Here is a 25,658-nt window from a genome sequence, read left to right as displayed (position 1 = left end):
GGGGGGGGGTCGGCGGGTGCCAGGCCTAGCTAGCATAAGGGGGTGCCGAGGGGAGGGCCGAGGACGAGGAGGGGCCCCCCGCCCCCTGGTGGGGGGGGCGTCCGACCCGGTGCGACGGGGGCGCTCACGCCCGGTCGGTCCGCCGACGGCGCAGGGCGAGGACTCCGGCCCCGGCCAGCAGGACGCCGCCGCCGGCAGCGGTCGCCGCGACGACAGGGAAGTTGCCGCCGAAGGCGGTGCCGCCGAAGCCCGCTCCGACGCCGCCGTCGGGGCTGAGGGAACCGGCCTGGTTGACCGCGGCGGTGCTGGGCAGCGCTACGTAGGGGAACGACGCGCCGGGCGGGCTGTACGGGGCGTTGACGCCGTCGCCGGCCGCGAGGGCGGGCACGATCTTGCCGCTCTGAGCGGCACCTTCCAGGGCCTGGAGCTCGATGTCGAGGACGTCGTCGGTGAGCCTGCGCCCGTTGGGGAAGCCGGCCAGGTCCTGGCCGAGGACGCCGAGGCGGTTGGGCTTGGCGGCGGGCGCCACGGACATGTTCAGCCGCAGCTCCTCGCTCGGGGTGAACGCGTTCTTGTCGACGTCGCCGTTCAGGAGCTGGGAGTTGAGGTCCGCCTTGATGGGTCCGCAGGCTTTGCAGATCCCGGAGAGGAAGATCTCCACCAGGTCGTTGCGGGGGGTCGCGGGGGCCGGCACGCCGTAGATGCTCTGTACGACCTTGGGCAGGATCGGGTCCTTGACCGCGTCGACGACCGGGGTGACCGTGTGGTCCTGGTCGGGGCTGATCGTGTTGAAGGCGTCCTTGTACTTCAGCGGGACGACCACCTCGTTGACCAGTGGGTTGCCGAGGCGGGAGACCTGGTGCCATCCGGATCCGGCACCCGTCCCGTCCCTGCCCGGCGCCTTCCCGTCGTTCGCCGCGTCCGTGTCGCGGTTGGAGGAGGTGCCCTGCGCGCCCTTGCTCCCGGACGAGCTGACCTGAGCGCCCTGGCGGTCGGTGGTGGACCATACGCCGATCACCGGGTTGCGGGTCGGGTTGCCGCCCAGTGCGAGGTCCTTCTTGGGCACCTGGATGGTGATGGTGTTGACGTTGTAGCCGGCAAGCGTGTTGTGGCCGGTCTCCGAGAGGTTCCCTCCGTAGAGGAGGTCGAAGACCCGCAGGTCCGCGAAGAACGGGTCGGACGCCTGTCCGGCGTAGGACTGTCCGCCGTCCGGGAGTTGCAGGGTGGCCTGCTTGCGCAGCGACGCGTAGTTCGGCGTCGAGGCCTTGCCGACGTTGGAGGGCGCGGCGGGGGCGTCCTTGAGCAGGGTCCTGGTGCCGTGGGCGTCGGTGACCGTCAGGTCGTAGGTCTGGCGGAAGTTCAGGGTCGGGTCGTCCAGTTTGTTGACGACGCCGGTGTTGTACAGGAACTGGTGGGCGGCGTCGCGGATGTGGTCGGTGAACGACCAGGTGTAGGTGGTGTCGGCCTTGCCGTCGCCGTTGCTGTCGATCTTGATGTTGTAGTGGGCGTCGTTGGCGAACGGGTAGAAGTTCGGGCCGCCGTTCGGTTCCTCGAACGGGATCCAGTTCGCCACCATCGTCACCGTGTCGGGCTTGTCCGGGCTGGTGAAGGCGTAGACGTCGGTGTTGTCCGCCTTCGGGTCGCCGGCGATCAGCGGCGCCTCGCGGTGGCTGGAGGCCGAACTGACGCCTGGCGCAAGACCGGTGAGGGCGGCGGCGGACACCAGGGCGAGGACGCCGGTGGTGGCGAGCGCACGTTCGGCCGGGCGGGCCGGGAACCTCCGGCGCGAGCGGGAGCAATCCATGAGCCATCCGTTTCGGGTGGGAGCCCGCCGCTCCGGGGACGGGAGGGCAGGCTGACGGCGGTGGACACTCGAAGCCCCAAACGGACCGCCCTGACCCCGCCCGTCACGGGCGCAGGCCTCACTGCAATGCGTCCGCAATGCGACTTAAGTTACGAACAAGTCACCACGGGCGTGTCAGGCCTGCAACGCTGGAAAGCCGAACGGGCGTCCCAAGCCGCCGCGCTCCGCTACTCAGGGGTGGACCACGAGGGTGCCGCTCACTCCCCCCGCTTCGGCCGGCGGACTCGGTGCCGCTCATTCACTCCTGGCTTCGGCCGGCGCGCTCGGGGTGGTCCACCGCTGCTCGATGCGGCCGTACTTCCACACCAGCAGGGCGCAGGCCCAGGCCGCGGCGAACAGCCCCACCACGACGAAGCCGACGGTGTTGAGGTCCAGTGCGGCGACCCAGCGCCAGAATCCGCCTGTCAGGGCGAGTTGGTCGGCGAGCAGGGCGAGGAGTTCGACCGTGCCGACGATCAGGGCGACGGCCACCGACAGGCCCGTGACGGTGAGGTTGTAGTAGATCTTGCGGACAGGATGCGAGAAGGCCCAGCCGTAGGCGACGTTCATGAAGGAACCGTCGATGGTGTCCAGCAGGCTCATGCCGGCGGCGAACAGCACCGGCAGACACAGCACGGCGTACCAGGGCAGACCGGTGGCGGCACCCGAGGCGGCCATGACGAGCAGGGCGACCTCGGTGGCGGTGTCGAATCCGAGACCGAAGAGCAGGCCCACTGGATACATCTGCCAGGGCTTGTCGATCGAGTTCGTCACCCGGCCCAGCAGACGGTTCATCAGGCCCCGCTTGTCGAGCTGCTCCTCCAGAGCCTGCTCGTCCAGGACCCCGGCGCGCATCCGCCTCCAGACCTTCCAGATCCCGGCCAGCACGACGAGGTTGACCGCGGCGATGGCGTACAGGAAGGTTCCGGAGACCGCCGTGCCGATCAGGCTCGTCAGCCGGTGGAGCTGGGACCTGTCGTCCTTGAGGGGCCCGGCGAGGGACTTCAGTCCGAGGGAGAGGAGGAAGGTGAGGCCGAAGACGACGCTGGCGTGCCCCAGAGAGAACCAGAACCCCACCGACAGCGGACGCCGGCCCTGGCTCATGAGCTTGCGGGTGGTGTTGTCGATGGCCGCGATGTGGTCTGCGTCGAAGGCGTGGCGCATCCCCAGGGCATAGGCGGTGACGCCGATCCCCATCCCGAAGGACCGCCCGTTGGCGCTGTAGTGACCGGGCACCACGACAGCCACCAGAGTGAACCAGCCGATGATGTGCAGTGCCGCGATGAACGCCGCCATACCGGCGAGACGCCGCCGCTCAGGTCGGGTGAACATCCGGAGCGCCCGGCCCACAGATGAAGAGGGAACTGCGGACGCCGCGGTGCTGGGGGTGCTCGCTGCCATATGCACTCGCCTTTCGTGCGGAGGGGCACGAGCATCCGCACCGCACGGAGCCCCTTGTTGCAATATATGAGCATTTGAGACTTGAGATCAGGTGCGAGTGACGCATCCGAGGGGCGCTCGGACGCGCTGCCGCCGTCGCGCCGCGCTCTCCCGGATGCCGGGGCGCCGCACCGATCTCCGGGTCTGGAAGTCCCCCAGTGGGCCGTTTCGGTGGCCGTGGTGAGCCGCGCGAGTGAGAAGGCCGGCCGGTCGACCCCCGCGGAGCACGGACGGGTATCACTGCGGTCACCAGGGCGGGCGACGCCTTCGGATGCCGTTCGGCGTCCCTCCTACGGCACCGGCGCGGAGGCGTCCCATGAGACATGGCCACCTCGGCCGGCGTGTGGCAGCGGTGGCCGGCATCGCGCTGTGGCTGTTCGGCGCGGAGGCGCCTCCCGCGCAGGCCCATCCGCTCGGCAACTTCTCCATCAACCACTACACCGCCTTCACGGTCCGCCCCGACCGGGTGGATGTGCTCGCCGTGACCGACACCGCCGAGATTCCGACGCTTCAAGCGGCGACCACCGTCGACGCCGACCACGACGGCAGCCAGAGCGCGTCCGAACGCGCCGCATGGGCCGCGGCCCGCTGCGCCGACGCGACCGGCCGACTGGCCGTCACCACGCCGCGGCGCCTGGCCTGGACGGTGGATTCGGCCGCCTTCGCGTACCGGCCCGGCCAGGCAGGACTGCGCACCAGCCGTCTGGAGTGCCGTCTCCACGCGCCGCTGGACCTGGCGGGCGGCCCGGTGGCGCTGGAGGTTGCCACCGGTGTGGACGCGACCCGGGTCGGCTGGAACGAGATCACCGCCAAGGGCGACGGCGCCCACCTGCGGCAGTCCAGCGTGCCGGCCTCATCGGTCACCGACGAGCTGCGTGACTACCCCCGTGACCTGCTGGCCACCCCGCGCGGGGACACCCGGGCCCACTTCACGGCGGTCGCGGGCGAGGGCGCGTCCGGCGCCGCCGACCCGACGGGCGGGCCGGGTTCGGGTGGCGGTCTTACCGGCCAAGTCGAGTCGCTGTCCCGGCAGTTGACCTCGCTGGCCGGTGCCATGCGCCTCACCGTTCCGGTCGGCTTGCTGGCCGTGCTGCTCTCGATCGTGCTGGGCGCCGGCCACGCGCTGCTGCCGGGCCACGGCAAGACCGTCATGGCCGCCTATCTGGCCGGCCGGCGCGGCAGGACCCGCGACGCGGTGACGGTCGGCGCCACCGTGACCATCACGCACACGGCCGGCGTCCTCGTGATCGGCCTGTGCCTCACCACGTTCTCCTCGCTCGCCGGCGACGCGGTACTGAACTGGCTCGGCGTCGTCAGCGGCGCACTGGTGGCCGTGGTCGGAGGGGTCCTGCTGGCCGACACCGTACGACGCTCACGCCGACGGCGCCGGTCCGCCGCGGCCGACAGCCCCGGCGACAGCTCCTTGCGGATGGCCCCGGCCCTGGTCGGCGCCGCAAGCCCCACTCCTGGAGACAACGAGCCGGACGCCTCGGCGAGCCTAGCCGTGTCTGAGCACGGACACGCCCACGCCCATGCCGACCACCAACCACACGATCACCGCCACGACCACGACCACGACCATGACAACGACCACGCGGAGCATCACATCCACACCCACGCTCACAGCGAGTCGCACCGCCACGGACCGTTCGGGCACCGCCACGCCCGCCCGCCGGGCGACGGCGAAGCGCCACCCTTCTCCACCCGCGGCCTGATCGGACTCGGCGTCGCCGGGGGCCTCGTCCCCAGCCCTTCCGCGCTGGTCGTCCTCCTCGGTGCGATCGCCCTGGGCCGGACCGTCTTCGGGGCCGCCCTGGTGCTGGCCTACGGCCTCGGCATGGCGGCCACGCTCACCGCCGTCGGACTGCTCCTGGTCCGCATCGGCGACCGGGCCGGACGCCTCGCCAACCGCCCGCTGCTCGCCTGGGTACCCCGCATCGCCCCCTACACCGCGCTGCTCACCGCCGCTCTCGTTCTCGTCGTCGGCCTGGGCATGATGGCGCGCGGCCTGCAAACCGTCCTGTAGCACCCGGGAGATTCCCATGGCACGCCGACCTATCGCCCCCGTTGCCGCCCTGCTCGGCGCCATCGCTCTCAGTGGATGCGGCGCCTCGGCCGACGGCCGACTGGACGTACAGGCCAACGACCCCACCCCCGTGTGCCGAGTCCACCAGAAACAGCCGCCCGGCAGCAGATACACCGCGGGCACCAAGGCCGACACCCGGGCCGTCCTCCAGATGCTGCGCTACTACACGGCCAACGGAACCAAAGCCTTCTGCGACGGCAAGCCATCAACCGGCACCGACCGGCGCTGGACCGACCTCTACACCGCACTCGGCGGCAGAACCAACGCGGCGAAACGCTAGGAGGCGAACTCCGTTCGCTCAGCCGCCGCGACGCACGAGCCCTGGATACCGGACCTGGCGGCGGCAGCCGGCGGTGCAACGACCCGAAGCGGCCTGGCGAGATCCCGGTACGGGGCCCGGGCCTCGGTGTCTCGGCGGATCATGCGGGACCCGGCCTGAGGCCACCCCCGCAGGTCGGTCAGTTCCTGCGGGCCCAAGCCGATGGGCAGGTACATGTACCTTTCTCCCGGGCCGAGTTGGGCCAGCAGGGCGTTGACGGTCGCTTGCGTGAGTTCCCATGGCGGACAGCGAAGCGCACCGTACTGACACATGGGGCGACGAAGACCCCCGCTTCGTCCCTGGCAGCCCCGAAAGGGGCAGGCCACACCCCCAGCGTTCACTGAGTCGCACCGGTTGCCGCTGATCGTGATGGTGCCCAAGCTGGGATGAGGGCGGGTGGAAGGGACTGCTGCCGTGAGCGGTGGAAAGAGTGAACTTCCCCGGCTGCTGACGGCAGCGGAGACGGCGGCGCCGATAGACGCCGTTGACGTGGTCGCGGAAGACCTGCGGCGGCGTTTCGAGGCGACGCGGGTTTCCTTCCTCATCGTGGATCTGACGGGGAGGGCGGTGGCACGGCTGTCCACCGCTGGGACGGTGGAGGGCGGGCCGGAAGCAGAGCGGATCCCGATGTTCGGCAGCGTGTACGAGCAGGTGATCCGTACGCAGCGGCTGTATCAGGAGTCGACGGGCCGGGGGCAGCGTGTGATCGTACCGGTCACCAACCGGGGGGACGCCATCGGACTGCTGGAGCTGCTCCTGCCGGCCGCCCCCGGCGAGGATGTCCTCGAAGCGGTCGGGGAGGCCGCTCATGTCCTGGCCTATGTCGTGATCGCCAACGGGCGCTTCACCGACTTCTACACCTGGGGAAAACGCTCCAGGCCCCCCACCCTGGCAGCGGAAATCCAGTACCAGCTGCTGCCCCCGTCGCTGTCGTGCGAGGCCGCGCAGTTCACCTTGTGCGGGAATCTGGAGCCCTCCGAGGACCTCAGTGGCGACACCTTCGACTACACCCTGGACCGGGACACCCTGCATGTGTCGGTGACCGACCCGATGGGCCACGACATCGGCGCTGCTCTGGCCGCCACGGTCCTGGTGGGCGCCCTGCGCGGGGCCCGCCGCGCGGGAGCCGACCTGGCCGAGCAGGCCCGCCGGGCCGACCAGGCCCTGGCCGCCCACGGCCACGGTCACGCCACCGGGCAGCTGTTGCGCATCAATCTGCCCACCGGGCGGGCCCAGCTCGTCAACGCCGGTCATCCCTGGCCCCTGCGTGTCCGCGAGGGGGCCGCGGAGGTGATGACCTGCGAGGTGGACCAGCCGTTCGGGCTGTCCGTGCGCGTTCCGCACTCCTACCGCGTTCAGGATGTCGATCTGCGCCCCGGTGACCGTTTGCTCATGCTGACGGACGGCATGCTCGAACATCGCGGGGAGGAGGTCGATCTGCTCGCTCTGCTGGCGCGCACCCGTGACCTGCACCCTCGGGAGACCGTGCTGACGCTGACGTCCGCGGTCCGGGAGGCGGCCGGTGGCCGGCTTCAAGACGATGCCACCGTGATGTGTCTGGACTGGCACGGTCCCCAGGAGACCCAGCGGCACGTCAGCTCCGGAGCGGACGTCCAGCAGGCCTCCGCCGGCCGCCCGAGGCAGCGGACCGCGTCCCAGGGCTGAGTGCGGGTGGGGCCGGGGGCAGGGCGCTGATCATCCTGGAGTGGGAGACCCGCCGCTGAACCCGATGGCGGGCCCACCACCAGGTGGCGGGCCCGTTCCGCCTTCACCTGTCGACAGGGAAGGGTCCGTCCTCCTCCTGGACCAGGCGCGCGAGGACTCGGCGGATCTGCCGGCGGAGGGCCCGCCGTGTCACGAGCGGAACCGGCGGCACGCCTGGGCACGTGAGCCGGGAATCAAAGCGGTAGTCACCGTCCTGCTCTGGTCGCCAGTGGTCCCGGTGCAGGGCATGGCTGCCCGTCCTTCTGAGGCTCGGGGGAGTTCGGGGTGGGCCGAGTGCCGGGTCAGCCCAGTTGTTGTGCGTTCAGGCCGATGAGACGTTCGTAGGCGGGGTCTTCGTCGGGGTGGACGACCTGAAGGTCGACGGGAAGGGCCGTCCCGGGATCGACGCTGTGTCCGCCGCCTTGGGGGAGCCGAGCAGGACGGCACCGTCGGTGCCGTTGCGGAGGATCTCGCCCCAGAAGGCGTCGGTGAAGCTCTTGGACAGGGAGGTTCCCTCCGGCAGGGCACCGAAGCCCACGGCCCACTTCATGACGCGGGTGTCCTCGGCGTACATCGTGAGCCGGAAGGAGTAGGGGTGTCCCGCGCCTTCCGCCCAGTGGCCCCGCAACTCCTGGTCGACGCGCAGGTTCCCCACGAAGCGGGACGCCAGCGCGGACTGGGCCTGGTCGTTCCAGGAGCCGTTCGGACTTCTGGCCATGGGGATGGCGGCCAGGTTCGCAATCGAGGTCCCTCGGTCCACCGGCAGTGAGTGCCCCTGCTGGTTGGCGGCCGAGAACAGCGCGTTGTCCTCTCAAGGAGTGGTGAGGTCTGCCTCGATGTCGAGAATGATCTGCACTTTCTCTCCGAGTGCCATGCCGCCGCCGGGGATGGGGCCGTTGTAGCTGACGCCGAAGTCCATGCGGTTGATCTCGGTGGTCGCGGAGAAGCCGGCTTTGGTGCCGCCTTGGGGGCCGGGACCGAACGCGGGCGTCTCCAGGGTCAGAGTCACCGGCCGGGTGGTGCCGCGGATGGCCAGATCGCCCTCGATGAGGAACTCCCCGTCCCCGTGGCGGACGCCTGTCGAGGTGAAGGTCAGCGCGGGGTGCTTTTCGGCGTCGAAGAAATCCGCCGAGCGGATGTGGTCGTCCCGCATGGTGTTGCCCGTGTCGATCGAGGTGGCATCGATGGTGAACGCCACGGTCGAGGCGAACGGGTCCTCGGCGGTCGTGATCGTGCCGGTGAAACTGGTGAAGCGGCCGCGTACCTTGCTCACCATCATGTGCTTGATCATGAAGCCCACGTGCGAGTGGACCGGGTCGATGGTCCAGGTTCCGGCCGTGTAGCCGGGGATCTGGACTTCGCTGGGTGCAGACATCGCTGCTCCTCGTGGTCGCGGTTGCCATGCCGGAACCGCGCTGGCGGTTCCTCATGGTTCCTCGGTACCTTTGAGTAACTCTACTTCCATCGTTGTGCGCCCAGAACGCGGAAGCAATAGGGCACGTGGAAGTGACCTGGTTCCCCGGAGGTAACCGTGAGCCCGTCCCGCGAGCGTGCGGTCCCGGTGCCGCCGTCGGGCTGCCGCGCCCGCGAGGTCCTCGAACTGGTCGCTGACAAGTGGTCCCTCTACGTCGTCTCCTGCCTCGGGGACGGTCCACTCCGGTTCACCGAGCTCAAGCGTGCCATCGACGGGATCAGCCAGCGCATGCTCACCGTCACCGTGCGCAGGCTGGAACGCGACGGGATCCTGACCCGGACCGTGTTCAACGTGATGCCCCCGCACGTGAGTTACGAGTTGACGCCGATGGGCACGACGCTGCTGGAGGCCACCGCCCCGCTGCTTCGGTGGAGCACCCGCCATCTCCCGGCGATCGACCAGGCCCGCAGTGCCTACGACGCGCGGGCCCGAGTAGAGGCAGAAGACTCCCCCCGGACTGGGTGACTGTGGTTGCGGTTGGCGCCCAGCCCGCTTCGTTCGAAGACGGACTCGAAGAGGCAGACGGACCGGCCTGACGGGTGCCGCCTCCGAAATGGGCCCCGTTCTCGCGGTTGCGGGACGTGCGTATCCGCGACGTCCCATCCGTACTCGCTTCGACAGGCCTGCTGCGGTGCCGTCCCAGGGGGCTGTAGTGGACCTGCGCGAAAATGCCCGATAAGGGCAATTAATTCGTATAGATGGTTTTCATGACTCTCTGAGTGTTACGCGGAAGATGACCAGGGGGAGGCAGGAGGTCAGGATGATCACCCAAGGGCAGATTGCCACCGTGCTGGACCACTCGGTGTACGACGTCGACGGAAACAAGATCGGCGACACCAGGCATGTCTTCCTCGACGATGCGACCGGCGAGCCCGAGTGGGTCAGCGTCAAGACCGGGCTCTTCGGCACCAGTGAGTCCTTCGTCCCCACGCGCGAGGCCACCATGGTGGACGACCACCTCGAGGTTCCCTACGCCAAGGCCACCGTCAAAGACGCCCCCAACGTCGACGTCGATGCCGGGGGCTTCCTCTCGGTGGACGAGGAACACCGCCTCTACGAGCACTACGGCATCGCGTGGGGCGAAGATCCGGGCTGGCAGCAGGTCGTCAAAAAGACTGACCAGGGCGGACGGGCCCACCATCGTTCACGGCCCGTCACCGATGCCATCGAAGATACTTCGCCGCCCTACGACAACACCACCGCTTCGGGCATCGCCCGCGGTGGTCAAGAGAATCCCGACACCGAGTCTGCCCGCCCTGACAGTTCCGAAGACGGTGCCGCGATGACGCGATCCCGGGAACAGGGGCGCGCCGGCACGGAAACCCCCGCAGCAGGGCTGGCACGGCTGCGTTTGCACGTGGCCCCCGAAGAGCGGCGATAGGGGGACGCCTCCGTGCTCCAGACGCCGAGTCCGGTCCACACCTGGACGCCGTCGCCGAGCACGGACTCCCGTTCTGGACCGGCTTCTCTGCGGCTCACCGCCGTGTGTACGGCATTCACCAGCTTTCGATGGGCACCACGCAGGTGTCCCACACCGATCGAGGCGACCACCATGACAGACAACATCACCAGCGTCGGCGGAGGCAGCCGGCCCGACACAGGCGTCAGCCCGCTCAAGGGCCGCACCGGGCCCGGAGCTCCGGCCGAGACACGGGGGAAGACCACCATCGCGGACAGCGTGGTGGCCAAGATCGCGGGCACGGCCGCCCGTGAGGTACCGGGCATCCACGGCCTGGGAGCGGGGATGGCCCGTGCCTTCGGCGCCGTGCGGGAACGCGTCCCAGGCGGAGGCGGAGGCGGAGCCACGCGAGGGGTGAAGGTCGAGGTCGGCGAGCGCCAGGCCGCCATCGACCTGGACGTCGTCGTCGAGTACGGCGCCCCCATCGTCGACGTCGCCGGCGAGGTGCGCGCCAACGTGATCAGCGCCGTGGAACGGATGACGGGACTGGAGGTCGTCGAGGTGAACATTGCCGTCGACGACGTCCACCTCCCCGACGACGAGGAGGAAGAGGCCGCATCGGACGAGGGCCGCGTGAGGTGATCGACCGCCGTGCCCCACGGCCATGTCCCCTGCGTGGGCGGGTGACCACCCGGACGATCGCGCCCGCGTCATGCTCGCTCTCACGCCCCAGGGAAACCGGCGTCGTCCTTGATGCGGGCCCCTGCCCAACTGCGCTGATGGGAGGTCTGCAGCACGCTCCGTGAGGTGCTGATCCGCCGTCAGCAGGCCGCCGTACACCTGGAAGGCGAACAGGCGAGAGCGGCCCATCGGGTGAAGGTCGCGCCACCCGGGTCGAGGTCGGCGGTCGGGCGGATATCGCGGCCGGCCCGGGCCGGGAGGCGGTCGGCGGCAGCGCCGCCTAGCTGGTGGCAGAGGTTCGGGGCGGCCGAGTGGCGACCCTCTCGAAGAAGGCAACCCACTCGATGGTTCTGAGCGGAGCGTCCGCCCCGGCGGGTCAGCACCTCCTTACGCCGTCGGGGGGACAGCGATGACCCGAACAGCCGAGCGGGCCGAGCCGCCCGTGCTCGCGTGGGGCGCCGCGGTGGAGTGTTGTCCCTCGGTGCCTGGCTTACGGCCTGCGACGGGAGGCAGCAGTGACATCGTCTGTTGACGAGGGGCAGCGGCCGGTGTCGGCGATCCTGCGGGGGCAGAAGGCGCTGGTGACCGGCGCGAACTCCGGGATCGGCGAGGCGACCGTGATCGCTCTGGGCCGGGCGGGAGCCGACGTGGTGGTGAACTACGTCTTCGGCCAGGAGACGGCCGGGGAAGTGGCCGAGGAGATCAAGTCCTTCGGAGTGCGGGCGTACGCGCACGAGGCGGATGCGTCGCAGGAGGACCAGGCCGTCGCGATGATCGGCCGGATGGTCGAGGAGTTCGGCACGATCGACATCGTGGTGGCCAACGCCGGGCTGCAGCGGGACGCCGAAATCATCGAGATGACCGTCGCTCAGTGGCAGGAGGTGCTGGACGTCAGTCTCACCGGCCGGTTCCTGTGCGCCCGCGAGGCGGCGAAGGAGTTCGTCCGCCGGGTCGGCGACCCGGCGGACATCGCCGACGCGGTGACCGTGCCGGCCTCCGACCTGATGGACTACGTCGTCGGCACCACCCTGTACGTCGACGGCGGGATGACCCTGTTCCCCGGCTTCGCCACAGGAGGCTGACCACAGCGTGGACGCCCAGCCCCGGCGGGCTGTCCTGCGCCGCCACCCCCCAGGTGCGGTGTCTGCGGGCGAGGCCCGTATGAACGACGCCGCGCACCTCCGTGTGGTGGTGCCGCACGCTGGGCCGGCCCTTTCCCTGTCCGGTCCACCGGCTGACACCGTCACCCGGCACGAACCACCGAGGCCCGCATGAACACCACCGCACACCTCCTGGCCGACGCCCCCGCGCAACTGCTGCCCGCGCGGGAACTCATGGCGTTCACCCTGGCCTCCCACATCATCCTGGTGCCGCTGGGGGTGGCCCTGCCCTTCGTCACCCTGGTGATGCACTACCGGGGCCTGCGGAAGAACGACCCGGTCGCGCTGTTGCTGGCCCGGCGCTGGTCGGCCGTCATGGCCGTGCAGTTCGCCGTCGGCATCGTCACCGGCACCGTGCTCTCGCTCGAATTCGGCCTGCTGTGGCCGGGCATGATGGGCCGCTGGGGCGATGTCTTCGGACTCGGCTTCGGCGTCGAGGCCTGGGCGTTCTTCCTGGAGGCGATCCTGATCGCCATCTACCTGTACGGCTGGCGCCGGTTGAAGCCCAGGACCCACTTCTGGCTCGGCGCTCCGTTGCCTCTGGCGGCCCTGATGGGCGCCTTCGGCATCATCGCCGCCAACTCCTGGATGAACACCCCGCAGGGCTTCACCCTCGACGCCTCCGGCAAGCCGGTGAACGTCAGCGTCCGGCAGGCGATCTTCACCCCGATGTTCGGCCCCCAGTACTGGCATTTCGCCGTCGCGATGTTCCTCACCGCCGGCTACGTCGTCGCCGGTGTGTACGCGGTCGGCTGGCTGCGCGGCCGCCGGGACCGCTACCACCGCCTGGGGTTCACCGTGCCGTTCACCATCGCGGCGATCCTCACCCCCGTGCAGTTCGTCCTGGGCGACAACATCGCCCGGCAGATCTTCCGCAAGCAGCCGGTCAAGTTCGCCGCCGCCGAGCTGGTCTGGGACACCCACACCCATGTGCCCGAGTACCTCTTCGGCCGCCTGCAGGCCAACGGCAGCATCAAGGGCGGACTCAAGATTCCCCAACTCGACTCGATCCTGGCCGGGTTCAGTCCCGACACCCAGGTGACGGGCCTCTCCTCGGTACCCGCCTCCGACCGGCCCACCGCCACCCAGGCCACCATCGTCCACTGGACGTTCGACATCATGGCGCTCATCGGCAGTGTCCTGATCCTGCTCGCGCTCTGGTACGCCTGGTGCTGGTTCCGCCGCCGTGACCTGCCCCGCTCCCTGTGGTTCTTCCGGTGCGCCGCCGTCGCCGGGGTCGCCAGCGTGATCACCGTGGAGTGCGGCTGGATCACCACGGAGGTCGGCCGCCAACCCTGGATCGTCTACCAGAACATGCGGGTCTCCGAAGCGGTGACGCCCACCGCCGCCGCCTCGCTGTGGACCATGTTCGGCGTCGTCGTCGCGGCCTACGTGCTCGTCTTCGGCGCGTTCCTCGCGGTACTGCTGAAGATGAGCGCGCGCTGGCGTCTCGCCGGCACCGGCTCCGTCCACGCACTCGCCGAGGGCCCGGAAACGGACACACCGTACGGCCCGCGCCCGGAAGCGGCCGCCACCGCCGCACCGGGCGACCACCGAGCACCCGGGAGCGAACTGTGACCGCGGACACCGTCGCCTGGATCCTGCTGATCGCCCTCGCGGCGTACGCCTGCGCCGGCGGCGTCGACTACGGCGCCGGGTTCTGGGACCTGCTCGCGGGCGGCGCCGAACGCGGCAAACGCCCGCGCTGGCTGATCGACCACGCCATGGCACCGGTCTGGGAGGTCAACAACGTCTGGCTGATCTTCGTGCTCGTCCTGATGTGGACCGGCTTCCCGGTGTTCTTCCAGACGGTCTTCACCGCCCTGTGGCTTCCGCTGGCACTCGCGGCAGTCGGCATGATGCTGCGCGGCGCCGGGTTCGCGCTGCGCAAACCCACCAAGCGGCTCGCCGAACGCCGGATCTACGGAGCCGTGTTCGCCGTCTCGTCCCTGCTCACCCCGTTCTTCCTGGGCGCGGCCATCGGCGGGGTGGCCTCCGGGCGAGTCGCACCGGGAACCACCGCCTCGGCGGACGCCTGGGCCCACACCACCTCGATCATGGCCGGACTGATCGCCGTCGCGGCCACCGCGTTCCTCGGCGCGGTGTTCCTCACCGCCGACGCCCGCCGCTTCGGCGCCCCCGGCCTCGTGCGGTACTTCCGGATCCGCGCCTGGGCCGGCGGCGCGGCCCTGCTGGTCCTCGGTGTGATCGGCCTGACCGTGACCGAATCGCATGCCTCGTACGTCCACCACGGACTCACCCACGGCATCGGTCTCGCCCTCGTCGTCGTGGCCGCGGTGGGTGTGGGGGTCACGGCATGGCTGGTCGCCGGTACGGGTGCCGGCTGGGCGCGGTACAGCTCGGTCGCCGTCGTGGCACTGCTGGTCGGCGCCTGGGGTTTCGCTCAGCGGCCCTACCTGGTGCCCACCTCGCTGACCGTGCACCAGGCCGCCGGCGCGAGCGAGCCGCTCCAGTGGCTGCTCATCGTGTCGGCCGTCGCCCTCGTACTGATCGGCCCGGCCGTCATCGTCCTCTACCGTCTCGACACCCACGGAGTGCTGGAACCCCTCACCGAGGAGGACGTCGACTGACAACCCCAGGCGCAGACCTGACCGCCGACGGCCGGCACCGGCGCCGCCCCATCGGCCGTTCTCCTCGGCTGGTGCCTGCTCGCCACGCAGACCTACGACACCTTTCGCCCCGAGGCCGCCCAGGAACGTCTCACCCGGCCGCGCTCCCGGACGGAGGGCCGGCAGAGCCGGACCGTCGTCAGGCCGTCCCTGCTCGTCGGCAGCAGTACCTACCAGCTCGTCGGCCGGGACGGCACACACGGAGGGGATGAAATGACAGAGACTCAGATTCTGCTCGGCATCGGCCTGATCGTGGCCCTCGCCGTCGGCTCACAGCTGGTCGCGAGCCTCCTGCGCGTCCCCGCGATCCTTCTCCTGCTGCCGGCCGGATTCGTCGCGGGCGTGCTGACCGACGACGTCAACCCCGAGAACCTGCTCGGCCCCGCGTTCTCCCCGCTGGTATCGCTGGCCGTCGCGGTCATCCTCTACGACGCCGGACTCGGACTCGACCTTCGCCACCTCAAGGGCCACACCCGCAAGGTCGTGGTCAGGCTGATCTGGCTGGGGGCCCTGGTCACCTGGGTGTCGGCGGCCCTGCTCGCCGTCCCCATCCTCGGCATGTCGCTGAGAGCCGCCGTGATGCTGGGCGCGATCCTCATCGTGAGCGGCCCGACCGTCGTCGGGCCACTGCTCAACTTCGTCCGGCCGACCGAACGGCTGCAGCGCGTCCTCGTCTGGGAAGGCTCCCTGATCGACCCCCTCGGCGGCATCCTCGGGGCGTTCGTCTTCCACGGCGTCCTGGCCGTCGGACAGCACGGCGTCGGCAGCCAGCTCGGCAAGTTCAGTGGCAGCGCCGTGATCGGGCTGGCCGGCGGAGCGGCCGGAGCGGCTCTGCTCTGGCTGCTGCTGCGTCACCTCACACTCGACGAGGTACTCGGCACGACGGTGCAGCTCGCCGCCGTGGTGGCGGTGGCAGCGGTCTGCGACGCCTTCCGGGACGACACGGGTCTCATCGCCGCCGTCGTCATGGGGATGGCGGTGGCCAACCTGCCGGGGCTGCGCATCCCCGCCCGCCGGCCCTTCTTCGAGACGCTGGTCTCGCTGATCATCGGCCTGCTGTTCGTCTCGATCTCGGCCACCGTCAGTCCGCAGTCCCTGCGCCACGTGGCGCTGCCGACCCTCGGCCTCGTCGCGGCACTCGTCCTGGTGGTCAGACCCCTGGTGGCGCTGCTCTCCACCGCCCGCACCGACGTCCCGTACCGGGAACGCTGGTTCATCGGATGGATGGCGCCCCGCGGCATCGTCGCCGCGGCCACCGCCTCCACCTTCTCGGTCTCCCTCGTCCAGGCCGGTGTCGACGGCGCGCAGAAGATCCTGCCGGCCACCTTCGTGGTGATCGTCGCCACTGTCATGGTGTACGGCCTGACCGCGCTTCCGGTGGCACGGTGGCTCGACGTCCGCCGCTCCGCCCGGTCGAGGCCACTGCTCGTCGGCGGCGACCCGTGGGTGGTCGAGCTGGGGCGGGCGCTGCGCTCGGCGGGCCTGGACGTACTCATGTGGGCCGGCCTCGACCGCCAGCGCCGGACCATCACGGACGCCGGTCTCGATCTGGCCCCCGGCGGACTGCTCGCCGCCGCCACCGGTGCCAGGGCCGAACTGGAGGGCATCACGGACGTCCTGCTGCTCACCGACGAGGACGACTTCAACGCGTTGGCGTTCATGACGCTCAAGGAGACGGTGGAGGGACCCGTCCACCGTCTCGCGCCGCCCACGCGCAGCCACGGGGTGGTGGCGCCGTACACGGGGAGCGAGCCGCTGTTCGGGGAGGGCCTGCACCGGCCCGAACTGGCCCACCGGTACGCGGACGGTGCCCACATCGTCACCTACCCGGTCGACGGGGGCATCCCGGCCGGATACGCCATGCTGTTCCTGGTGCGCCCGGACGGACAGCTCGTCGCCGCCACGGAGAGCAGCGTGCCGACGCCGGACGCGGGTGACATCGCCATCCTGCTGACACCTCCGGCCAAGTCCTCACCTCAGTAACCCTGTTGGGGCCGCCCGCCCGTGCGTGGGCACGGGCGGGCGGCGGCCGTGTGTGGTGCGCGCCGGTGACCGACCGGGGGTGGTCGTGCCGATTTTCAGCGAATCCGTTCGGCGATGAGGTCACCGACGCGCATCGCGTTGGCGATGGCGGTGAGGGACGGGTTCACGGCGCCGATGCTCGGGAAGAAGCTGGTGTCCACGACGTACAGGTTGTCGAGGTCGTGGGCCTTGCAGTCGACGTCGAGCGCGGAGCTCGCCGGGTCGGTGCCGAAGCGGACGGTTCCGGCCTGGTGCGCCGTGGCGCCGATCGGCATCCCCTTGTGCAGGTAGATGCTGTGCGGGAGGAGATGATGCGGATGCATGCCGAGCTTGCCCAGCATGCCGCGCAGCTTGTGCGTCAGCCGGTTCAGCCCCTCGATGTTGTTCTTCTCGTCCAGCGCGAGGTGGATGTCGCCGTTGTCGTCGAGCGTGACGCGGTTGCCGGGCTGGGGGAGGTCCTCGCCGCAGAGCCAGAAGTCCACGGCGTGGTGGGCCAGTACCTCGAAGGGCATGTCCGGGGACGCCAGGCCGGTCCAGCGGGGTGCCTCCCCCTTGATCTGGTCGGAGTCCGACTTGCCGAGCATCTGGATGCCGCCGAGCGGGTACTCCCAGTCGTCGGAGCCCAGGTACCAGTCGTTCAGCGCCAGGGTCTTCTGGAACTCGGTGTCGTTCGGTTCCTTGGAAACCGCCATCAGCGCGAGGTTGTTGTGGCGCATGTAGTGCCGGCCCACCACGTCGGAGCTGTTGGCCAGGCCGCGCGGGTGCCGCTCGTTCGCCGAACGCAGCAGCAGTGCCGCGGAGTTCACCGCCCCGCAGGCGACCACGACGACGTCCCCGCGGAAGCGTGCCGTCGAGCCGTCCTCCAACTCCGCGACCACGCCGGTGACGGTGCGCCCGGTGCCGTCCGTCTCCAGTTTCCGTACGTTGGCGCCGGTGACCATGCGGACGTTGTCGTGCCGTAGCGCGGGCTCGACGCAGATCACCTGGGAGTCCGCCTTGGCGCGCACGAGGCAGGGAAATCCGTCGACCCGGTTGCAGCGGATGCAGACGCTGTCGTGGGTGGCGCGGCCGTGCCGGTCCTGGGTGAGGTTGACGCCGATGGGCAGGTGGAAGGGGTGCAGTCCCTGCTTCTCCAGGTCGTCGCTGAGCTGCTGGATCCGCGGTTCGTGCTGGACCGGCGGGTACTTGTACTGTCCGCCGACCGGCCCCTCGCTCGGGTCCTCGCCGTGGTGGCCGTGCACGAGGTACAGGTGCTCGGCCTGCGTGTAGTACGGCTCCAGGTCCTCGTACCGGATCGGCCAGGCCGGGGAGACGCCGCCGTGGTGACGGATCTCGCCGAAGTCCTCGGGGCGCAGCCGGAACAGCGCGGCGCCGTAGAACTTGGTGTTGCCGCCGACGTAGTAGTTGACCTCGGGCGGGAACTGGTCGCCGTGTTTGTCGTACCAGAACTCGGGCGCCCGGTACTTGCCCCTGACGAAGACGGCGGTCGACTCCCAGTTGTCGCGCTCGCGGGGGAGATAGCCGCCGCGCTCCAGGATCAGGACGCGTTTTCCGGTCGGGGCGAGGCGGTGGGCCAGGGTGCCGCCGCCCGCTCCGGTACCGATGACGATGACGTCGTAGTGCTCGTTGTCGGCCATGGCGGCCACCTCGGCTCGTGAGTTGTCGGGGCGGGGCGCCCGCCGCGGATGTCGGTCAGAGGATGGCGATCGGGTTGACAGGTGATCCGGTGGCCCGGGGGAGGCGCAGCGGCGCGATCACGCAGAGGAACGACCATTGGCCCTGCTTCTCGCAGAGCGGCACCAGATCCTCGAACTGGAGGTAGTCGAGGAGGTGCAGTCCGAGGGCGTGCACCCCGAGGACGTGGACGGGGAAGTCCACGCCTTCGGTGACGCTGGGGGCGGTGTCGTTGTTGCTGTCGCCGCCGAGCGCGGCGACCCGGCGCTCGGCGAGGAACTCCATGGCGGTCGGGTGCAGTCCGGCGCGGGTCCGTGCGGCGTCCCAGGGACCGGTCTCGATCCTCCGGCGGCGGTGCCCGACCCGGACGAACAGCAGGTCGCCCGCACCGACCCGGACGTCCTGGGAAGCCTCGGCGGCCAGGAGTTCGTCAGCGGTGACCGGCTCGCCCGGTTCCAGCCACGGGAGGCCGAGCAGCCGTGGGATGTCGAGGAGGACGCCCCGGCCGACGATCCCGTTCCGGGCCAGGTCCACCGACAACGCCGTGGCGCCCTCGGAGGTGACGGTGGACGCGGGAACACCGCCGTGCAGGGTGCCGTCATAGACGACGTGGCACAGGGCGTCGAGGTGGCTGTCGGCGTCGCCGTGCACGTTCATGCTGAAGTGGTCGGTGGCGAAGTGGAGTCCGGTGCCGTCGGCGGTGGACTCGGGCGGGCTGGTGAGGCGGTGGCCGGCGGGCTGTGGGTTGTCGGGGGCCGGCTGGGTCTCCACGGGGGAGGCGAGGGTGACCGTCCGGCCCGAGCGGACCTCCTCCGTGGCCGCGCGAACGGTGTCCGGCGTGATGGTGGCCAGGGCGCCCCGTCCGTCTCCCGCGTCGACGGCGTGCCGGCTGAGACGTTCGTAGAGGGCCTCGAACTCGGTCCGGCTCTGCGGCTGTTGGCGGTCGCGCCGGTGCTCTGTACCCATGACCATCGCTCCTCGTGCCGCGTCAGCCGCGCTGTTGGTCGAGGGCCTTGTCCAGTGTGCAGGCGGCCGTGATGAGCGAGAGATGGGTGAACGCCTGCGGGAAGTTGCCGAGTTGTTCGCCGCTGGGACCGATCTCCTCGGCGAAGAGGCCGACATGGTTGGCGTAGGTATGCATCTTCTCGAACGTGTAGCGGGCCGGTCGCAGGCGTCCGGCGCGGGCCAGGGCGTCGACGTAGAGGAAGGTGCAGAGGCTGAAGGTGCCTTCGGAGCCGCGTAGTCCGTCGGGAGACGCCGCCGGGTCGTAGCGGTAGACCAGGCTGTCGGAGACGAGGGTGCGGTCCATGGCGTCGAGGGTGGACAGCCAGGACGGGTCCTTGGGCGCCACGAATCCCACCCGGGGCATCAGCAGCAGTGAGGCGTCCAGGACGGCGTCTCCGCCGTAGTGCTGGACGTACGCCTGTGCCGTCTCGCTCCAGCCGCGTTCCATGACCTGTTCCAGGATGGTGTCGCGGGCCTTGGACCAGCGGTCGGTGTCGGCGGGGCGGCTGAAGGCGGTGGCCAGTCGCAGGCCGCGGTCGAACGCGGCCCAGCACATGATGCGGCTGTAGGTGAAGTCCTTGCGCCCGCCGCGGGTTTCCCAGATGCCCTCGTCGGGACGGTCCCAGGAGTCGGCGAGCCAGTCCAGGGTGCGGGAGAGGATCTTCCAGCCGCGGTAACCGGCCTGGACGGCGACCTCGCGGCCCTCCGACAGGGCGTAGAGGGCCTCGCCGTAGATGTCCAACTGCAGCTGGTCGGCGGCCGCGTTGCCCAGCCGCACCGGGGCGGACCCGCGATAGCCCTCCAGGTGCCCGAGGATCTCCTCCGTCAGCAGGGGCTCGCCGTCCACCCGGTACATGATCTGCAACGGCTCGCCGCCCTTCGCGGCCGAGTCGCGCAGACGGTCGCCGAGCCAGTGGGTGAAGGCGGTGGCCTCCTCGACGAATCCGAGGTCGAGGAGGGCGCGTACGGAGAGGGAGCCGTCGCGCACCCACGTGTAGCGGTAGTCCCAGTTGCGTTCGCCGCCGACCTGTTCGGGCAGTCCCATGGTGGCGGCGGCGACGGGGGCGCCGGTGGGGGCGTAGGTGAGCAGTTTGAGGGTGATGGCGGAGCGGTTGACCATGTCGGGCCAGCGGCCCCGGTAGTTGGAGCCGTGCACCCAGGACTGCCAGAAGCCGGCGGCGTCCCACAGCTTCTGGGTGATTCCTTCGACGGTGGGCGGCGGCGGTGCCTGGCCGTCGGCGTCACAGACGGTCAGGACGACCGCCGCCGATTCGCCGACCTTCAGCGTGACGGAGCCTCGTACGTCGTCGCCGTCCCGCTCCACCGGGAAGGTGCTCTGGAGGTAGGCGATGACACCCGGCCCGCGGAACACCGCCGCCTCGGGCCGCAGGTCGAGCTCGTGGGTGGCCCGGCCGTAGTCGAACCGGGGGCGGCACTCCAGGTCGAAGCGCACGGTGCCGCGTACGGTGCGTACGGTCCGGAACAGGGTGTGCCGGTCGGTCGGCGTGCGACCGGTGTCCGGCGGCATCCAGTCGATGAGCTCGCCCACGCCGTCGGGCGACATGAACCGGGTGACCAGCACCGCCGTGTCCGGGTAGTACAACTGCTTGCAGGTGGCCTCCTGGTCGACGGCCGCGAGCCTGAAGTATCCGCCACGGTCATGGTCGAGCAGGGCCGCGAAGATGCTCGGGGAGTCGAAGCGCGGGGCGGCGAACCAGTCGACGACGCCCCGGGAGGTCACCAGCGCGGTGGTCTGCAGGTCGCCTATCAGGCCGTGCTCGGCGATGGGCGGATAGCGGTCCATGGACGTCCCAAGGTCAGAGTGATCCTTTGAGGTCACTATCGGCCGGGAGCGGTGACCGCGCCCGTTGTGGCCGCCGACCGGTGGACGGTCGGCCCGAGCCTCCCTCCGGACCGTGCGTCGCCGGACACCCGGCGCGCGGCGTTGCCGTGGAGGACCGGTCGGTGTGCGCGATCATCCTCAGGAGTCCGTCAGCCGGACGCGCACCGCCAGACGTGGAGGTTCGAGGTTTGGACATGATCCATGTCCGCGCGGTGAGTCCGCCGGACCTCACCGGTCCGGTCGTCGACCTTCTCTCGGGCGATCCCGCCGTCCTGAACCTGATCGTGCAGCCCGCCGCCGCGCGCAATCCGGACGGCGACGCCATCGTCTGCGACGTGCTGACCGGAGCGGCGGACAACGTCCTGCGCGCCCTTCGTACGCTGCACCTGGACAGCCGGGGCTCCATCGTCATCGAGCCGGTGGACATGGCCTTCGTCGGCGGAGGCGCCGGGACCGGAGCGCAGGAACTCGGGGCCCGCACCCACGCGCCCGTCTGGGACCAGGTCGAGGCACGTATCCGGGCCGAGGGCACGTACGCGCCGAGCTTCTACCTCTACCTGGTCATCGCCGGCCTCATCGGCGCGGTCGGCATCGTCACCAACTCCCAGATCCTGATCGTCGCGGCCATGGTCGTCGGCCCCGAGTACGGGGCGATCGTCAGCGTCGCCCTGGGCATCGACCAGCGCGACGGCCGGCGGATCCGCAAGGGGCTGCGAGCGCTGCTCGTGGGATTCCTCCTGGCCGTCGCCGTCACGTATCTCTTCAGCCTGCTGATCCGCGCGTGCGACTTCGAGTCGAAGGCGTTCAGCCTGGGCATCCGGCCCGTCTCCCAACTGATCGACACCCCCGACTTCTTCTCGTTCGCCGTCGCCGCCCTGGCCGGGATCGTCGGCATCGTCTCGCTCACCGAGGCGAAGACGAGCGCCCTGCTCGGCGTCTTCATCTCGGTCACGACGATCCCGGCCGCCGCGGACATCGCGGTGTCGGCCGCCTTCACCGACTGGGACAAAGTCTGGGGATCCCTCGTCCAGCTGCTGGTCAACATCGCCGTACTGATCGTGGTGGGCACCGGCACGCTCCGATGCCAGCGGGTGATCTGGCGCCGGGTCGCGGCCCGGCGCCAGAAGGCGGCCTGACGACAAGCGCGTCCTCAGGCCGTGAGGGGCTCGGAGCCCGGCTCCGCCGTCCGCGGCCGGGCGCCGGGGCGGTCCCCGGTCCCGTCCTGCACCTGGCCCCGTCCCTGGCGGTTGAGCCGTGCGGATGATGTCCGGTGCCTCGCCGGACCACTGCCGACCGCACACCAGGAGCGGGCCGTCGTCCCGTGATACGACAGTCACGAGGCCTGTGTGCCGACGTGTTTCAGCTGGCTTCCGATACCGAGGAGACGATGAGCGTGTCGGCCACACCCGCTGAACCTCCCTCCGGCGCACCGCTGGATCCGCTCGCGCTGATCCGCACTCGCCGGTACGCGGTTCTGCTCGTGATGACGGCGCTCCTCGGCATCCCGATCTCCGCGGTCGCGTTCGGATTCCTCGCACTCGTGTCCGAACTCCAGTCGCTGACCTACACCGACCTGCCCAGCGGTCTGGGCTTCGACGGGACGCCGTCGTGGTGGCCGGTCCCGCTCCTGACCCTGGCCGGACTCCTCGTGGCGCTGACCATCCGCTACCTGCCGGGGGAGGGGGGACACAAGCCGGCCGAGGGTCTCGTCGCCAAGGGAGCGCCGTCGGCGGCGGAACTGCCCGGCATCGCGCTCGCGGCCGTGACCTCCCTGGCCCTGGGCGTGGTGCTCGGACCCGAGGCACCGCTCATCGCGCTCGGCGGCGGCCTGGCGGTGTACGCCGTCAAGGCGGTGAAGCGTGACATCCAGCCGAGCGCGAGCGCCGTGCTGGGCGCCGCGGGGAGTTTCGCGGCCGTCAGCACGCTGCTCGGCTCCCCTCTGCTCGGCGCGTTCCTCCTCATGGAGGCGGCGGGCCTCGGTGGCGTGATGATGGGCGTCGTCCTGGTGCCGGGCCTGCTCGCTGCCGGTGTCGGCGCACTGATCTTCACCGGACTCGGGTCGTGGACCGGTCTGGGTACGTACTCCCTGGTGCTTCGCCAAGTGCCGCATGCCGACCGCCCGGACATCGCCGGGTTCGGCTGGGCACTCGCCATCGGAGTGGCCGCCGCCCTGCTCGGGACGGCCATCCGCCGGGCGGCCCTCTTCCTGCAGCCACGGGTCGAGCGTCGGCGGGTGCCGGCCACCGCGCTGGCCGGTGCCCTCGCGGGCGTGGCCGCGCTGGTGTACGCCGAGGGGACGGGGAAGGCGGCGTCCGACGTGCTGTACTCGGGCCAGAGCGCGCTCGGCCCGCTGCTGGCCGGTCAGACCGGCTACACGGCGGCCGCCCTGGTCGTTCTCGTGGTCTGCAAGTCCGTCGCCTACAGCCTTTCCCTCAGCAGCTTCCGCGGCGGCCCGGTCTTCCCGTCGATGTTCGTGGGAGCGGCCGGCGGGCTGGCCATGAGCCACCTCCCCGGGCTGGACGTGACATCCGGCTTCGCGATGGGCGTCGGCGCCATGTGCGTGGCGATGCTGAAACTGCCGATGACCGCGGTGCTGCTGGCCACCCTGCTCCTGGGGACACAGGGCCTCACCGTCATGCCCCTCGTGATCGTCGCGGTCGTGGTCTCCTACGTCCTCTCGCAACGCCTGACCCCCGCTCCCGCCGCCGCCCCCGCACCGCCCGCGGCGGTGTCCCCGTGAGGGGTCCGTCGCGGGCGATGCCCCGTCCCGACCGCGACGACTTCTCGCCCTGCTTCGCCCTCACCAACTCCAGCGCTTGACCGAGCGGCCACCGCGCGCGTCGAGCGTCCGTGCACGCAGCCGTGCGCGGCCGGGACGGGCGGCCCCGGACGGTCCGCGCACGGCTGCGTGGACTCAATTCCCTGACGGGTTCGTTGACTTCGCCCACGGTTTGCCGACCCGGGCCGACCGGGTGTCCGTAGGACGGGACAACACGCGTCCCGCGCACGTTCCGTAGCGTGATCTTCACGATTCCCGCCGCCCAGCCCGGATCGGGTGCTGGCGCGGCCTGCGCGGAGGGACCCCGGAGACCGGACCGCCCGCCTACTGCGTTGAAGGCGTCGGGCGGAAGAGACAGCGAGCGCCTGGGCTGGTGTTGGGGTGGACGGTGAACATGCCAGTCGTGCCGTTGACGTCCAGGCGCCGCTGGAGGGAAGGGCTGATCGGACCTTCGAGGTGGACGTGGTGAGCGTTGGGGGCGTTGACCGGCAGGCCCGGCGGGAACCAGTCTCCGAGCGCCGCGGGGAGCGCACTCGGCGGCCATCGAGCTGCCGGAGGGAGGCCTGCTCTTGGCCGGCACCATCGCCGGCGGCCTGTCAGCCGCTGTCGCCGTGGCCCTGGCCCAGATGCCTCGGCGGCGGTCCCGCCCTCGCCGGGTGGGACACGCCGCCGGTCCTTGCGGGGAGCCGGAGTCAGTCGGTGGTGAGCATGCCTTCGCGGAGTTTGGTGAGGGTGCGGTTGAGCAGGCGGGAGACGTGCATCTGGGAGATGCCGAGGTGTTCGCCGATCTGGGCCTGGGTGCACTCGTCGACGAACCGCATGTGGATGATGCGCCGTTCGCGGTCGTCGAGTTCGGCGATCATGGGGGCCAGGGCGTTGAAGTCCTCGACGAGTTCGAGGGCGTTGTCGTCGGTGCCGATGAAGTCGGCCAGCGCGGCTTCACCGTCGTCGCCGGAGCTGATGGTCGCGTCGAGGGAGGCTGAGCTGTAGCCGTTGGAGGCGAGGCGTGCTTCGTTGACCTCTTCCTCGCTGAGGCACATCAGCTGGGAGAGTTCCTTGACGGTGGGGGTGCGGCCGAGCCGGCTGCGGAGCTCCTCGGTTGCCCTGGCGAGATGGATCCGTGCTTCCTGCAGCCGCCTGGGGACATGGACGGCCCAGCTCGTGTCGCGGAAGAAGCGCTTCATCTCACCGACGATGTAAGGAACCGCGAAGGAGGTGAACTCGACTTCGCGGGTGAGTTCGAAGCGGTCGATGGCCTTGATCAGTCCGACCATGCCGACCTGGACGATGTCCTCCATCTCGTCCTGGCCGCGGTTGCGGAAACGCGCGGCCGCGAAGCGGACGAGGGTCATGTTCATCTCGATGAGCGTGTTGCGCGCGTACTGGTACTCGGGCGTGCCCTCTTCCAGAACGGCGAGCTGGTCGAAGAACAGCCTGGACAACTGCCGGGCGTCCTTGGGAGCGACCCGCGAGGGGTCCGCTATCTCCGGTAGTGCCACGGTCTGTAGTTCTGTCGCCTCGGTCACCGTCATATCAGGCCCCTCCCACGGTTCCAGCCCCCGTACCGCCGGCTGCTGGAGGCCGACAACAGCGCGGTTA

The 25,658-nt window shown here is 70.3% G+C and carries 20 protein-coding genes; 12 read left to right on the top strand and 8 right to left on the bottom strand.

From position 1 onward, the window contains the following. Window positions 1–124: 124 nt before the first annotated feature. Both ACZ6KY_RS17995 and nicT read right to left on the bottom strand, forming a co-directional pair. On the bottom strand, window positions 125–1,804 hold the full coding sequence (locus tag ACZ6KY_RS17995; protein WP_469311237.1) for a DUF4331 domain-containing protein: 1,680 nt from the start codon (window positions 1,802–1,804) through the stop codon (window positions 125–127). Between the two features lie 294 nt (window positions 1,805–2,098). Next, the gene (gene nicT / locus ACZ6KY_RS17990; RefSeq protein ID WP_469311236.1) at window positions 2,099–3,175 is read right to left on the bottom strand and encodes a Nickel transporter NicT; all 1,077 of its coding nucleotides are present in this window, start codon (window positions 3,173–3,175) and stop codon (window positions 2,099–2,101) included. Window positions 3,176–3,599: 424 nt separating this feature from the next. On the opposite strand from nicT, the gene ACZ6KY_RS17985 reads away from it, so the two are divergent. From ACZ6KY_RS17985 to ACZ6KY_RS17975, 3 genes are all read left to right on the top strand, one after another. Further along, the gene (locus ACZ6KY_RS17985) at window positions 3,600–5,309 is read left to right on the top strand and encodes a nickel/cobalt transporter (protein ID WP_469311235.1); all 1,710 of its coding nucleotides are present in this window, start codon (window positions 3,600–3,602) and stop codon (window positions 5,307–5,309) included. A gap of 16 nt (window positions 5,310–5,325) precedes the next feature. After that, a complete protein-coding gene (locus ACZ6KY_RS17980) occupies window positions 5,326–5,649 on the top strand; it encodes a hypothetical protein (RefSeq protein WP_469311234.1) in 324 nt (107 codons plus the stop codon). Window positions 5,650–6,102: 453 nt separating this feature from the next. Next, window positions 6,103–7,353 (top strand): PP2C family protein-serine/threonine phosphatase, encoded by a 1,251-nt coding sequence (locus ACZ6KY_RS17975; protein WP_469311233.1) that lies wholly within the window; start codon window positions 6,103–6,105, stop codon window positions 7,351–7,353. Window positions 7,354–7,714: 361 nt separating this feature from the next. On the opposite strand, the gene ACZ6KY_RS17970 is transcribed toward ACZ6KY_RS17975, so the two are convergent. Together ACZ6KY_RS17970 and ACZ6KY_RS17965 are read right to left on the bottom strand one after the other, a co-directional pair. Further along, on the bottom strand, window positions 7,715–8,110 hold the full coding sequence (locus ACZ6KY_RS17970) for a hypothetical protein (RefSeq protein ID WP_469311232.1): 396 nt from the start codon (window positions 8,108–8,110) through the stop codon (window positions 7,715–7,717). A gap of 93 nt (window positions 8,111–8,203) precedes the next feature. Next, window positions 8,204–8,767 (bottom strand): YceI family protein, encoded by a 564-nt coding sequence (locus ACZ6KY_RS17965; RefSeq protein ID WP_469311231.1) that lies wholly within the window; start codon window positions 8,765–8,767, stop codon window positions 8,204–8,206. Between the two features lie 156 nt (window positions 8,768–8,923). Here ACZ6KY_RS17965 and ACZ6KY_RS17960 point away from each other — a divergent pair, with 156 nt between their 5' ends. The 7 genes from ACZ6KY_RS17960 to ACZ6KY_RS17930 all read left to right on the top strand — a co-directional run bounded on the left by ACZ6KY_RS17960 (window position 8,924) and on the right by ACZ6KY_RS17930 (window position 16,719). Beyond that, window positions 8,924–9,331, top strand: coding sequence for a winged helix-turn-helix transcriptional regulator (locus ACZ6KY_RS17960; RefSeq protein ID WP_469311230.1), 408 nt, complete (start codon window positions 8,924–8,926; stop codon window positions 9,329–9,331). Between the two features lie 295 nt (window positions 9,332–9,626). After that, a complete protein-coding gene (locus ACZ6KY_RS17955) occupies window positions 9,627–10,247 on the top strand; it encodes a PRC-barrel domain-containing protein (protein ID WP_469311229.1) in 621 nt (206 codons plus the stop codon). Between the two features lie 171 nt (window positions 10,248–10,418). Then, window positions 10,419–10,907 carry an Asp23/Gls24 family envelope stress response protein gene (locus ACZ6KY_RS17950; protein ID WP_469311228.1) on the top strand — a complete coding sequence of 163 codons (489 nt, stop codon included), beginning with the start codon at window positions 10,419–10,421 and terminating at the stop codon, window positions 10,905–10,907. A gap of 554 nt (window positions 10,908–11,461) precedes the next feature. After that, a complete protein-coding gene (locus ACZ6KY_RS17945; protein WP_469311227.1) occupies window positions 11,462–12,028 on the top strand; it encodes an SDR family oxidoreductase in 567 nt (188 codons plus the stop codon). 189 nt (window positions 12,029–12,217) lie between these two features. Continuing rightward, window positions 12,218–13,684 carry a cytochrome ubiquinol oxidase subunit I gene (locus ACZ6KY_RS17940; protein WP_469311226.1) on the top strand — a complete coding sequence of 489 codons (1,467 nt, stop codon included), beginning with the start codon at window positions 12,218–12,220 and terminating at the stop codon, window positions 13,682–13,684. Then, window positions 13,681–14,697, top strand: a complete 1,017-nt coding sequence (locus ACZ6KY_RS17935; RefSeq protein WP_469311225.1) for a cytochrome d ubiquinol oxidase subunit II — start codon at window positions 13,681–13,683, stop codon at window positions 14,695–14,697. The genes ACZ6KY_RS17940 and ACZ6KY_RS17935 overlap by 4 nt, the downstream gene beginning before the upstream one ends. 252 nt (window positions 14,698–14,949) lie before the next feature. Further along, on the top strand, window positions 14,950–16,719 hold the full coding sequence (locus ACZ6KY_RS17930) for a cation:proton antiporter (protein ID WP_469311224.1): 1,770 nt from the start codon (window positions 14,950–14,952) through the stop codon (window positions 16,717–16,719). A 95-nt stretch (window positions 16,720–16,814) separates the two neighbouring features. Here the strand turns inward: ACZ6KY_RS17930 and ACZ6KY_RS17925 are convergent, their stop codons facing one another. The 3 genes from ACZ6KY_RS17925 to ACZ6KY_RS17915 are packed head-to-tail and all read right to left on the bottom strand — an operon-like array spanning window position 16,815 to window position 21,241. Continuing rightward, complete coding sequence (locus ACZ6KY_RS17925) at window positions 16,815–18,395, bottom strand: GMC oxidoreductase (RefSeq protein ID WP_469311223.1); 1,581 nt, start codon at window positions 18,393–18,395, stop codon at window positions 16,815–16,817. 55 nt (window positions 18,396–18,450) lie between these two features. Next, window positions 18,451–19,398: a cyclase family protein gene (locus ACZ6KY_RS17920; RefSeq protein WP_469311222.1), complete on the bottom strand. Its 948-nt coding sequence runs from the start codon at window positions 19,396–19,398 to the stop codon at window positions 18,451–18,453. A 22-nt stretch (window positions 19,399–19,420) separates the two neighbouring features. Then, complete coding sequence (locus ACZ6KY_RS17915) at window positions 19,421–21,241, bottom strand: glycoside hydrolase family 15 protein (protein WP_469311221.1); 1,821 nt, start codon at window positions 21,239–21,241, stop codon at window positions 19,421–19,423. Window positions 21,242–21,468: 227 nt separating this feature from the next. On the opposite strand from ACZ6KY_RS17915, the gene ACZ6KY_RS17910 reads away from it, so the two are divergent. Together ACZ6KY_RS17910 and ACZ6KY_RS17905 are read left to right on the top strand one after the other, a co-directional pair. Then, on the top strand, window positions 21,469–22,416 hold the full coding sequence (locus tag ACZ6KY_RS17910; protein WP_469311220.1) for a DUF389 domain-containing protein: 948 nt from the start codon (window positions 21,469–21,471) through the stop codon (window positions 22,414–22,416). A gap of 251 nt (window positions 22,417–22,667) precedes the next feature. Further along, window positions 22,668–24,020 (top strand): chloride channel protein, encoded by a 1,353-nt coding sequence (locus ACZ6KY_RS17905; RefSeq protein WP_469311219.1) that lies wholly within the window; start codon window positions 22,668–22,670, stop codon window positions 24,018–24,020. A gap of 731 nt (window positions 24,021–24,751) precedes the next feature. Here the strand turns inward: ACZ6KY_RS17905 and ACZ6KY_RS17900 are convergent. After that, complete coding sequence (locus tag ACZ6KY_RS17900) at window positions 24,752–25,591, bottom strand: RNA polymerase sigma factor SigF (RefSeq protein WP_469311218.1); 840 nt, start codon at window positions 25,589–25,591, stop codon at window positions 24,752–24,754. Window positions 25,592–25,658: the final 67 nt, after the last annotated feature.

Source organism: Streptomyces sp. NPDC042002, from assembly GCF_055588305.1.
Note: the sequence above shows the minus strand (reverse complement) of the source record. Positions and strands in the feature narration are given on the sequence as shown.